Source organism: Allomuricauda sp. CAU 1633, assembly GCF_017313225.1.
Classification (GTDB): Bacteria; Bacteroidota; Bacteroidia; order Flavobacteriales; family Flavobacteriaceae; genus Flagellimonas.
In genome coordinates, this window is the sequence record NZ_JAFLNE010000004.1 from 1 (window position 1) to 12,078 (window position 12,078).

Below are 12,078 nucleotides of genomic sequence, written 5' to 3' on the forward strand. Positions count from 1 at the left end.
CCATCGGCGATATGCCACCAAGGGAATACAAGAACCGTTTCGGGGAAGAATTCTTCCCCGAAACAGACGACATTAATGATAATTTTATGAATTTAGCGATGTCCTAAAAGGGGTAAGGCTACAAAAGGGGTAAGGCTACATTTTTAGGGAAGGCTACAACTGTTTCTCAAATGACGCACAACGGTTAAAATAAAGACAGTGCGTTTTCGTCTGTCGAATCCTTCGGAGAAGGAGTCGTAAAGTAAGAAAGCGTTACTGTCGGCTTAGAGAAATTTAGCATTGGCTTTATTTAGTGTTGTGCAACGTTTTAATTTATTGTTTTAAAAGATTTTCCAGAGTTAAATATATCTTTCAATAGGCCATGGTCCGAAACTTCATTTTTTAACCTGCCAGTATTTTGCTCAAAAAGCTCACACACAAATTTCCAATTTTGTATTTCCTGTTTCCAATATGCTATATCAGAATTCAGAACTGACATGAGTAAATCACCTTCGTAATAGTCGCCTTCGGCTAGAATGTTGGTTTGTAATTTTTGAATTGCGATTGGAATTAAGAACCTTAATCCAATGTCTTGACCTATCATAATTCTTAGGTCTTCTATTTCGTATTCCTTTAGTTTCTTTTTTCTCAATGAAAGACATGTCGATATTAGATAACTGTCATCTTGAGATTCAGCCCAAACATCATTCTCTAAGCTTTCCAAGCTTTTGGTTAGCCAAGATTCATTAAAAACAGTCTCTTTTTGTGATTGCTTCTTTTTTCTCACCTAGTCTAGTTTAATGTTGCACAACGGTTTGGCTATGATTTCGGCGTGGAATCGTCCGCAGGACTATTCCGCAGAGAAATCAAGCTAATTTAATGTTTTTAACTTTGGTTTTGCACTGTCGCCACGCTGAATTATAGCCGTTGTTGGCAATAGTTTTTTATTTTTCACAGTCGAAATCAGATTTCAATTCCGTTTTCTTGTTCGGTTTATATAATTTAGCTGTTAATTCTCCTTTAGTTTTTGAGATAGAATCTCCAATCTCAATTAATTCATAATTATTATAATCAGATAAAATTCCGTCCTGTATTTTATAAATTCCGCTATCGTTTTTTATACTTATTGTTTGATATAAATGATTTTCTTCGTCGAGATATTTGTCAACTATTTTGCCATTCCATTCTCGATTTCTAAAGTATTCCTGATATTCACATTCGTCGTGATTTATAAATTCAGACATTTGAGTAAATGCTGAAAAAACAAATAAAACTGTCAAAATCGGAATAGCAAAAACCAAAGAAAAATAGATGAATTTTATTCCATTATTTTCAGTTCGTTTTGCAAGTCGGAAGAGTTTTATTGGGTTTGTAAAAACAGCACCACTAAAAAGCCTTCCCTTTTCTCCATTATTTTTTAAAATCAGATAGATTATAAAAATCAGACCGTTTAGAACGATTGCTAAAATTACTGCTGGATTTGGGATGTTTTGCATTCAGTTAAATTATTGCCAACGGGTTTGGCTATGAGTAGTTGCGTGGTTTTGCACGAAACTTTGCAAGTACACACCAAACTGAAAATCCGCAAGGATTTTCAGAAGTAAGCGAAAACCAGCAATTACTTATAGCCATTGTTAGGGTACGTTTTTATTTTTGATATTTAATTTTCCTCGTTTTAACCATTTTCGTCTTTTTCTTTTTCAACTTTCCACTTTCCGTTTGAATATGGCTATATCTTTTTTTAGAAATCCAATTTCCTTTTTTGTCATACTTATATTCAATTGTGTAACAAACATTATCATTGTCATTCCAATTTCTTTTGTAAAATATTAAGTCTCCTTGTTCATTATACTTATTCGAAGGTTTTTGTTTTTTGTCTCCAGAATAACTAATTGCTCTATTATTAGAATTAACCAACTCATTTTTGTTGTTATATTGGTTGACAACCACGACGTTATTTTCCAAATCGTATTCTGCCGTTTCATAACCAATTAAACTACCATTGCCATTAAAGTTCTCCAGTCGAATTAAGTTTTTTTCTTTGTCAAAAAAGTATTGTGCGATATTGGAAATTTGTTTTTGAGAGTTGTAATCTATCTGTACAAAATTTCCTATTGAGTCATATTTATATTCGGTGTGTTTTGTTTGATAACCAATTATATTTATCCATCTTTTGTTATCAAGTCTAACTCTTCTTTGCAAACTGTCATATTTATAAATATTTAGCCAAATCAACTTATTTTTATCATCGAATCTTTTTAGGCTTGTCAATTGCATTGACCTGTTAAAGTCCTTATGCTCAATTTCAGTTTTAATTCCGTCGGAATTATAAAAGCTTGTTTTTTCAATTATTTGAGCAAATTTGGCATTCTTGTCGTATTTGGTAGCATTAGTATTATAACTCGCAATTGACTGTGAAAATGTCAATTGTGATAAAAAAAATATGGTCGATAATATTATAATTCTCATTAATGATGTTCGTTTTCGTAAATGTACCCTAACTTGTTTATATGGATGTAAAATACATCTATATACACCCAAAATAGGAATAAAACCGATGATCGGAGTTGTTTTTTATATTAAATATCAAAATCATCAAACGGGTTTTTAATTCTATCAAGACTTGTTGTGCTTACATGGGTGTATATCATTGTAGTTTTCGGATTGTTGTGACCTAGAAGTTCCTGGATAAATCTCAAGTCTGTCCCATTTTCCAATAAATGGGTTGCGTGGCTATGTCTTAATGTGTGCAGGGTTATTTGCTTAGAAATACTCGATAAAAGCAAGGAGCGTTTCAGAATCTGTCTAGCACTTACAGGAGAATACATTCCACCATTTTGACCTTCAAAAACAAATTCAGACGGTTTATATGATTCAAGGTAATGGGTTAATAAATCAATCATCTGATTAGGGATAGGAACATATCTATCCTTTGAACCTTTGGCAGACTTTATATGCATAAACCTTCGTTCAAAATTAATATCCTTTATTCGAAGCTTTAGAGCCTCACCAATTCTGAGTCCACATGAATAAAGTAGGCTTAACAGGGTTTTATGCTTAAGATTTATTGTGTTTTGTAGTATCAGCTTTACTTCTTCAATACTAAGCACCACTGGTAACTTCTTAGACTTTTTTGGGCGTTCTAAATTCTCAGGGACTATTGTTGTGTTATCTTGTTGCCGATAGAAGAGTTTAATGGCATTAATCATTTGATTTTGATATGTATAAGAAAACCCGTTGGCCATAATGTAATCCACGTTAAACCTTAATACATCCTTTTCCGAAATTTCATTTACTGATTTTGGGTAATGGAATCGGAAGAATACAACTAACATGCTTTCATAGGTGTTAATGGTGTTCTCACTATATCGCTTTTGAGCCATCCATTTTGTAAAGCTTTCTATTTTGTATTCGTCCTTGTCTATAATTTGCTGACCAAGTATTACTTTTTTACCCAGTGGTATATTTTTTTCAGATGTTAATTTGGACTTGAGCGCAGAATAATCAATAAAGTAGCCTCCTTTTCTAAGGTATTGGAAGAGGTCATTGGTAGCTGATCTAGAATAGGGTAGGTAGAATGATTTTAAAGATTTGCTCCAAAAAATAACATTATATTTTTTTAAGTACTCATTTAGCTTGGAATTATATGCAAATCCAACGAGCAATATTTCCTTTCCTTTATGATGCGATTTGGAAAATAGAACAACGGGCTTCTCCATGAAAAGTTATTTTAGGTATGACTAAATAAGTCAATATTGAGAAGAGGTTGGGATTTCGAATGGATAAGATAAAGATATCCATTTTAATATCAGAGAAAAATGCGGAGAATGTTCATCATTGGTCACCCTTTAATATTGAACATATAAAAGAAAGTTCTGTCAACTAGATTGTCAACCAAAAAACAAAAGCCCCTAAAATAGGGGCTTTTCACGTCATTGAGCGGAGGAAGAGGGATTCGAACCCCCGGAGGTGTGACCCTCAACAGTTTTCAAGACTGCCGCATTCGACCACTCTGCCATTCCTCCTAAAAAAATTTTGCGGGCTTACCCGCTGTAGCCTTTTACGTAGGCGGGTGCAAATATAAAAACCTTTTTTGGTTCTGTAAAAGTTTATAAACTTTAAATTTTTCCTTCCTAAGTTTCTAAAATTACCTAGTACTTTTACACCAATGGAAGAATGGTACCACTATCCACTCTTGGTAGCTGTAGGGTTTGCAGTAGGTTTTATCAACACCGTGGCAGGGGGTGGTTCCCTGTTATCCTTGCCCACCCTTATCTTTTTGGGATTGCCTGCACCTGTGGCCAACGGAACCAACCGGGTCGCGATTGTTATTCAAACCGCTTTGGCAACGGCGGGTTTTAAAAGTAAAGGTATTTCTACCTATCCCTTCAATGTCTATTTGGGAATTTCAGCTTTTTTTGGCTCCATACTGGGTGCGTATATAGCAATTGATGTTGAAGGAGAGACATTCAACAGAATTTTGGCTATCATTATGGTGGCGGTGGTGTTGATCATTATTTTCAAGCCTAAGATGCGATTGGAAGAAATGCAGGAGCGACTCACTGGAAAATACCTCTGGCTGAGTATTGTGGTTTTCTTCTTTTTTGGGATTTATGGTGGATTTATCAATGCAGGACTCGGATTTCTTATGATGTTGTTCCTGCATTTCGTCAATAGAATGAACCTAGTCCGTGTGAATGCCACCAAAGTGGCTGTAGTCTTTATTTATATGCTTTCCGCACTGGCCGTATTTGCGTTCAACGACAAGGTTAATTGGAAATTGGGCTTTATCTTGGCCATTGGGAATGGAACAGGAGCTTGGGTGGCCAGTCGGTTTTCAGTAAAAAAAGGCGATGGATTCATCAAGACGTTTTTAATTGTGGCCGTAATTGTTATGGCCATTAAATTGTGGTTTTTTGGTTAAAATCAGTAATCAGTAATCAGTAATCAGTAATCAGTAATCAGTAGTCGGTAGTCAGTAATAAGTAGTCAGTAGTCAGTGTGCGGTAACAGGATTTGAAAAGAGACAAAATTGAGATTTTGTAGTTTTAACAACCAACAACCAACAACCAACAACCAACAACCAACAACCAACAACCAACAACCAATAATACAATACAATATGCCAGGTTTTGAACTTTTTGGAGATAAGGAACGGAAACAAGTGCAGGATGTACTGGATTCAGGCGTATTGATGCGTTATGGATTTGATGGAATGCGCAACGGACACTGGAAAGCGAAGGAACTTGAAACTGCTTTGTCCCAAAGAATGCAGTCCAAACACGTTCATTTGGTGAGCAGTGGTACTGCCGCGTTGACTGTGGCCTTGGCCAGTGCTGGAATTGGGGCAGGGGATGAGGTGATCATGCCCACCTTTACCTTTGTGGCCAGTTTCGAGTCCATTTTGGCCCTGGGTGCCATTCCTGTTTTGGTGGATGTTGATGACACTTTGACGTTAGACCCTTCTGCGGTTGAAAAGGCCATTACCCCAAAAACCAAGGTAATCATGCCCGTGCACATGTGTGGTTCTATGGCCGATTTGGATTCGCTTCAACAAATCTGCAAAAAGCATGACCTTTTACTGTTGGAAGATGCCTGTCAGGCCATCGGAGGTACTTATCACGGAAAACCTTTGGGCAGTATTGGCGATTTAGGCTGTTTTTCGTTCGATTATGTAAAAACCATTACCTGTGGCGAAGGTGGAGCTGTAATCACGAATAACGAAGCCTATTACCAAAATGCGCACAAGTACTCGGACCATGGTCATGACCACATCGGAACGGATAGAGGAGCGGAGCAACATTCATTTTTGGGGTATAATTTTAGGATTTCCGAATTAAATGCGGCCGTGGGCTTGGCCCAGCTTTCCCGTCTGGATGAATTCATCGCCCTGCAAAAAGGAAACTATGCCATATTACGGGAAGCCCTCTCCAGCATTCCCGAGGTGACTTTCAGAAAGGTTCCCGAAGGGGGAGAGGAGAACTATTCCTTTTTGAGTTTCTTTCTTCCTTCGGGAGAAATCGCACAGAAAGTGCATCAGGCTTTGGGAGCCAATGGGGTGGATGCCTGTTTTTATTGGTATAACAACAACTGGCATTATTACCGAAAATGGGAACATCTTACACATTTAAAATCCTTGGGGAAGCTACCTGAAGAAGTAGTTAAAGGTCTTCCGGATTATGCCAATTCGGATTTTTCTGCATCCGACCTTTGGGTGGGAAGGACCATTTCTTGCTTGATAAAATTGGGCTGGTCTGAAAAAGAAATGGAAGAAAGAGCCAAAAAAATGGTAGAGGTTATCCAATCATCCACTTAAAAAAGCTTGACACAAATTACACGAATATCCACTAATTCAGGCCCTGATTGAACTTGAACTTGCGTTTTGAGTTTGAACCTGAATCAGTAATTCACATACTCCACAATCTCCAAACCATAACCCACCATTCCCACGCGACGGGTTTGTCCTGAGTTGGACAACAACCGAATCTTTGAAATATTTAAGTCATGAAGGATTTGCGCACCGATACCAAAATCCTTGGCATCCATATCAATTTTGGGTGCTTTGTAGACACCTTGGGCCTGTAATTTCTTGAATTCGGCCAAGCGGCTCAGCAAATTCATGGACTGGTTGTCTTGGTTGATAAAGATCATAGCACCTTTTTCTTCAGAATTCAAGACATTGAACATGCGTTGCAATGCCTCATCTGGGTTATTGGTCAAAGTGCCCAACATATCATTGTTCACCAAGGTGGAATTGATTCGGGTGAGGACAGGCTCCCCGGATTTCCAACTTCCCTTTACCAAAGCAATATGCACTTGATTGTTAGTGGTTTGCTTGTAAGCCCGTAGTCGAAATTCCCCGAAACGGGTTTTCATGTCGAAAGCCTCTTTGAGTTCAATAAGACTGTCGTGCTCCATACGGTAGGCAATCAAATCCTCGATGGATACAATTTTCAAATCGAACTTTTTGGCCACTTCCAGTAGTTCCGGCAATCGGGCCATACTGCCATCCTCGTTCATGATCTCCACAATAACACCAGCAGGCTCCAAACCGGCCAAACGTGCAAAATCAATGGCAGCTTCAGTATGCCCCGTACGGCGCAAAACACCGCCTTCCTTGGCAATCAATGGAAAAATATGCCCAGGACGGGCCAATTCATGGGGTTTTGTGGCCGAATCGGTCAATGCCAATACGGTTTTGGCTCTATCAGCAGCCGAAATTCCAGTCGTTACCCCATTGCCACGCAAATCCACGGAAACGGTGAAAGCGGTTTCCAAGGGGTCGGAGTTGTGGGTCACCATTTTATGGAGGCCAAGGTCTTTACATCTTCCTTCGGTAAGGGGAGCACAGATAAGTCCACGGCCATGGGTGGCCATAAAATTCACCATCTCTGGGGTAATAAGTTCCGCTGCGGCCAAAAAATCACCTTCATTTTCGCGGTTTTCATCATCCACCACAATAATCACTTTCCCTTGACGGATATCCTCAATGGCTTCTTCTATGGCGTTTAGTTGTATTTTCTTATCCTTGGTAACCATTACTCTTCTTCTTCAGAATCTTTATCTTTCTTTTTAAATAGGGCTTTAATACGGTCAAAAATATGCCCAAACCCAAATAATCCTCTATCCGCTGTGGCCCGCCGGGTGAGCGAGATGCCCAAAGGCAGCATGATTATGGTAGGGAGCCACGCTCCAAATGCTGGGTGTATGTTCCCTTCCTTGGCATAGTTTCCAGCAAAAACCCCTATAAAATAATACGTCAAAAATAAAACAATGGCAATTACCATGGGGAGACCAAGCCCTCCTTTTCGAATGATGGCGCCCAATGGAGCCCCTACAAAGAAGAGAATAATACAGGAAAATGCCAGTGCATATTTATTGTGCAATGACAAAATGTGACTGTTGTAAAACTTGTATCGACTTTGGAGCTCTTCCTTTTTTGAAATAACCGTGTTTAAAATACCGGACACAGAGTTTTTGGCGTTGTTTATGACTTGAAGCCGTTGCCATTCCTGAAGCGTGGCCAGAAGGTCATCAACATCCTTTATGGAATCAATCACTTCCTCCTCTGGCTTGGCAACCTTTACAGGCTGTAAACTATCATTTTTAATTCGTTTTTCAGGGAAGGCACCCATACGGTTGACAATATTCTTGGAGAAGGCCTCTACTTTTTCCAGATTGTTTTTGCCCAATGAATCAATATCCTTCACCAAGCGGCCTACGTTCTTCATTTTGTCTGTAGTGATGTTCCCATCTTCCTCAAGATCCTGATTGTTGAGTTCAGAGATATCTATATTAATGGTATAGGTTACAAATTCTGATTTGGCAAAGGGGTGTTTCCTTCTTTCTTTGGCATCCTTGGGAATTAGTTCTTCATAATAATGCCCATCTTTTAGGACCAGTTGAATGATATCGGATTCCTCACTACTAATCAATTCCCCAGTTTTGGCTTTAATGACCGTACTATTGATGTTCTGATCTGTTTTTTTATGGATAATGACATTATCCAAAAAACGGTCTTGTTCCCCGTACTTTTTATCCACTTTAATGTTCATGCCCTCCCCAGTGCCCTCAAAATCACTGAAAACGCCCTCCGTGATGGCAGCGGCCGGCTTTACCTTGGCAATGTTTCGCCTAAGGTTAAACATTTTTTGTTCAGACTTTGGGATGACGTTGTTCGCAAAGAAAAAAGTGACCACGCCCAAAAACAGCACAAAAACAATCAGGCTGCGCATGCCCCTTTGTAGTGATATCCCTGAAGCCTTCATGGCAGCGAACTCATAGTTTTCCGCAAAGGTTCCAAAGGTCAAGATGGAAGACAGCAAAACCGTAAGCGGGAGTACTTTATCCACCAGGGTGGGGATAAAGTAGAAAATAAACTTTCCGATAATGACAATACCTAGACCTTTTCCAGCCAAATCATCGATGAACAGCCATATGCCCTGAAAGATGAATATGACGATCAAGATGAAAAATGAACTGAAGAAATTATATAGAAATCTTCGTAATATATACTGGTCTAGTATTTTCAATCCCTAGTTTCTTGTAATATAATACCCTTTGTCTTCGTATTTTTTCTCGTCAAAGGTAAACAGAGTGCTCGAAAGTGGCTGATTGGTTTTGAAAGAATTAACGGTGATAGTGGTTTTGGTACCATTGTTTCCCGTTTGTATCAACTTGTAGATATGCTTGGTCTGGGTATCAATTCCCAAAAGCACAGATTTTATTTCCGTGTTGGAATCGATGGGAATCAATTTTACATACTGGATTTTTCGTCCATCCACATTTTGAAGAATGTCCCACTGGTAATTATGGCCTGTTTTGTAGAATGTCAACATTTTTGATGGACTTACATTGTCATCATCTTCATTAACATCCTCAATGGTGACCTCCTCATTTTCAGGAACGATGGTGTATACCTTTTTGCCATCGAAAAGCTGTTGGGCTCCCAAATAGTTCAGGAAATACTTTTCACCATCCAAGGTCACATTGCCATTGGTTTCTTGTTTTAGGTTAGCCTCGGTGTTTTCCAAGGTCGACCTAAAATCGATATAAATATTGTCGTAGCTTTTTACTTTATTGTACACCTCGTCCAAAAGGGCTTTGGCCTTATCCGAGCTTTGTCCGTAGGAGAAAAGCCCTGCTGCTAAAAATCCGATTAATAGAATATGTTTCTTGATCATGGTTTTATTTTGATTCATTTTCTAACAATTGTTCCAAAGAATAAATATCGGGCACTAAAACCTGTCGGGCTTTGCTGCCTTCAAATGGGCCAACAATCCCGGCAGCCTCTAATTGATCTATAATTCTACCGGCCCTGTTGTATCCCAATTTTAATTTTCGTTGGATGAGGGAGGCAGAACCTTGCTGGGCTGTAACAATAACCTCAGCGGCTTCACGGAACATGGCATCCCTATCCGAAATGTCATAATCAATACCCGTGCCAGAATCTTCACCTACATATTCTGGCAGTAGGTGGGCTTCTGGATAGGCTCGTTGGGAACCGATGTATTCCGTAATCTTGCCCACTTCCGGAGTATCCACAAAGGCACATTGCAGTCGTGTAACATCGTTTCCTTGGGTAAAGAGCATATCACCACGACCGATAAGCTGGTCGGCACCTTGGGCGTCCAAAATAGTTCTGGAATCTATTTTTGAGGTTACCCGAAACGCAATCCGTGCAGGGAAGTTGGCTTTGATGATTCCCGTAATAACGTTCACTGAAGGCCGTTGCGTAGCAATGATCAAATGGATTCCGATAGCTCGAGCCAATTGCGCCAAACGGGCAATGGGGGTTTCCACTTCCTTGCCCGCGGTCATGATCAAGTCGGCAAACTCATCAATCACCAAAACAATGTAAGGTAGAAACTTATGCCCGTCATTGGGGTTCAGTTTTCTGGCCTTGAATTTGACATTGTATTCCTTGATGTTTCGGACCATAGCTGTTTTTAGCAGTTCATACCGATTGTCCATCTCAATACAAAGCGAATTCAAGGTATTGATGACCTTTGTATTATCCGTAATGATGGCATCCTCAGAATCTGGAAGCTTTGCCAAAAAATGGCGTTCAATTTTGTTATAGAGCGTCAGTTCCACTTTTTTGGGATCAACCAAAACAAACTTCACCTCAGCGGGATGTTTTTTGTAGAGCAACGAAGTAATTACCGCATTCAAACCAACGGATTTACCCTGACCCGTTGCTCCTGCCATGAGCATGTGGGGCATTTTCGCCAAATCCACCACAAAAGTTTCATTGCTAATGGTCTTTCCGAAGGCAATGGGCAATTCCATTTCGGCTTTTTGGAATTTGTTCGAAGCAATCACCGAACGCATGGATACGGTTGTGGCATTTTTGTTGGGCACTTCAATACCGATGGTGCCTTTTCCTGGAATAGGGGCAATGATACGGATACCCAAAGCGGCCAAGGAAAGTGCAATGTCGTCCTCTAAATTCTTGATCTTGGAAATACGGATACCTGCTTCGGGAACAATTTCGTAGAGCGTTACTGTTGGACCAATGGTGGCCTTGATTTGCGCAATGCCAATCTTGTAGTTTTTAAGGGTACTTACAATTCGGTTTTTGTTTTCCTCAAGCTCTTCTTGGTTGATGGTAATACCACCCGAAGCACCATGAGCCTCCAAGAGATCTAATGGCGGGAATTTATAATTGCCCAGTTCCAATTTGGGGTCAAACTCCCCAAAATCCTTGACCAATTTTTCGGATTTGATATCGCTTTCCTCTTTCTCTTCCTCAACTTTTTCGACTTCCAGACTAATATCAACCTCTTCTTCCTGCGGAAGGTTTACATCCAACCCTGCCTCACTTTTTAAGGGAGGAATATCTTTTTTATGGGTATAGGTGTCAATTTTAACAGGTTGATTATCCTCTGGACTCAGGTCCAGACTTGTCTCTTCAGACTCATCCGTTTCATCTGAAACAGATGCCGTCTTTTGAAAATCGGATGTAATTTGCTGCCGTTGCTTGCGAAAGAAATTGGCAACACCTTCAGGCGTAAAATTGAACAATCGCACCAAAATGACCATCAATACAAAAACCAGAATCAGGAACACCCCAATCTTTCCGGTGTAATCTTGCAGGAAATCGTTCATTTCATACCCAATGAGTCCTCCGAGAAGTGGTTGGTCTATCGCAAAAAAGCCCAAGGCCACTGAAATCCAGATAACCCCCAACAAGCCCCAAATCCATTTTCCAATCAGTCCCTTGCCACCTAACCCCAAAAACAGATAGAGTCCGGTAACAGCCAGCAAGAGGGGAAAGGCAAAAGAGGCCAATCCAAACCCGCGGTACATAAAAAAATGGCTGACACTGGCGCCAAACTTGTTCAATAAGTTACTTGCTTCTGCATTTCTATTGGCAAACTCGGACAACAAACTTTGGTCTGCTTGCCAAGTGAAGTAGTAGGACATGAAAGAAAAGAACAGCGCAATGCTGAGAACAATGAGCAAACTACCAAAAATAATTTTGTTTTGCTTTGAGGGTTTCAGGGAAACCTTCTTTTTGGCTGCAGTAGGTTTGGATTTAGATTTTGTCCTTTTTTTCGCCATTGATCATGGTTTATGCGGGGCTAATTTACAAAT

Annotated in this window: 10 protein-coding genes and 1 tRNA gene; 2 read left to right on the forward strand and 9 right to left on the reverse strand. The window is 39.7% G+C overall.

Annotation, left to right across the window (positions count from 1 at the left end; genetic code table 11):
• Window positions 1-307: 307 nt before the first annotated feature.
• The 5 genes from J0X14_RS12130 to J0X14_RS12150 all read right to left on the reverse strand — a co-directional run bounded on the left by J0X14_RS12130 (window position 308) and on the right by J0X14_RS12150 (window position 4,004).
• Window positions 308-766, reverse strand: coding sequence for a contact-dependent growth inhibition system immunity protein (locus tag J0X14_RS12130; protein WP_207098063.1), 459 nt, complete (start codon window positions 764-766; stop codon window positions 308-310).
• 157 nt (window positions 767-923) lie between these two features.
• Entirely contained in the window at window positions 924-1,475 is a 552-nt protein-coding gene (locus J0X14_RS12135; RefSeq protein WP_207098064.1) for a hypothetical protein, read from the reverse strand.
• A gap of 151 nt (window positions 1,476-1,626) precedes the next feature.
• Window positions 1,627-2,448, reverse strand: coding sequence for a hypothetical protein (locus J0X14_RS12140; RefSeq protein WP_207098065.1), 822 nt, complete (start codon window positions 2,446-2,448; stop codon window positions 1,627-1,629).
• 110 nt (window positions 2,449-2,558) lie between these two features.
• A complete protein-coding gene (gene xerA, locus J0X14_RS12145) occupies window positions 2,559-3,698 on the reverse strand; it encodes a site-specific tyrosine recombinase/integron integrase (RefSeq protein ID WP_207098066.1) in 1,140 nt (379 codons plus the stop codon).
• A 221-nt stretch (window positions 3,699-3,919) separates the two neighbouring features.
• Window positions 3,920-4,004 (reverse strand) — tRNA-Ser (locus J0X14_RS12150).
• A 143-nt stretch (window positions 4,005-4,147) separates the two neighbouring features.
• Between J0X14_RS12150 and J0X14_RS12155 the strand changes: the two genes are divergently transcribed.
• Both J0X14_RS12155 and J0X14_RS12160 read left to right on the forward strand, forming a co-directional pair.
• A complete protein-coding gene (locus tag J0X14_RS12155) occupies window positions 4,148-4,903 on the forward strand; it encodes a sulfite exporter TauE/SafE family protein (RefSeq protein ID WP_207098067.1) in 756 nt (251 codons plus the stop codon).
• A gap of 198 nt (window positions 4,904-5,101) precedes the next feature.
• Window positions 5,102-6,295, forward strand: coding sequence for a DegT/DnrJ/EryC1/StrS family aminotransferase (locus J0X14_RS12160; RefSeq protein ID WP_207098068.1), 1,194 nt, complete (start codon window positions 5,102-5,104; stop codon window positions 6,293-6,295).
• 83 nt (window positions 6,296-6,378) lie between these two features.
• Here J0X14_RS12160 and ribB read toward each other — a convergent pair whose 3' ends face one another.
• Genes ribB through J0X14_RS12180 form a run of 4 tightly spaced genes read right to left on the reverse strand, consistent with a single transcriptional unit; the run spans window position 6,379 to window position 12,045 of the window.
• Window positions 6,379-7,518 (reverse strand): 3,4-dihydroxy-2-butanone-4-phosphate synthase, encoded by a 1,140-nt coding sequence (ribB, locus tag J0X14_RS12165; RefSeq protein ID WP_207098069.1) that lies wholly within the window; start codon window positions 7,516-7,518, stop codon window positions 6,379-6,381.
• Window positions 7,518-9,011 (reverse strand): LptF/LptG family permease, encoded by a 1,494-nt coding sequence (locus J0X14_RS12170; protein WP_207098070.1) that lies wholly within the window; start codon window positions 9,009-9,011, stop codon window positions 7,518-7,520. Before J0X14_RS12170 ends, ribB begins: the two co-directional genes overlap by 1 nt.
• A 3-nt stretch (window positions 9,012-9,014) precedes the next feature.
• On the reverse strand, window positions 9,015-9,662 hold the full coding sequence (locus J0X14_RS12175) for a LolA family protein (protein WP_207098071.1): 648 nt from the start codon (window positions 9,660-9,662) through the stop codon (window positions 9,015-9,017).
• A gap of 4 nt (window positions 9,663-9,666) precedes the next feature.
• Complete coding sequence (locus tag J0X14_RS12180) at window positions 9,667-12,045, reverse strand: FtsK/SpoIIIE family DNA translocase (RefSeq protein WP_207098072.1); 2,379 nt, start codon at window positions 12,043-12,045, stop codon at window positions 9,667-9,669.
• Window positions 12,046-12,078 lie beyond the last annotated feature (33 nt).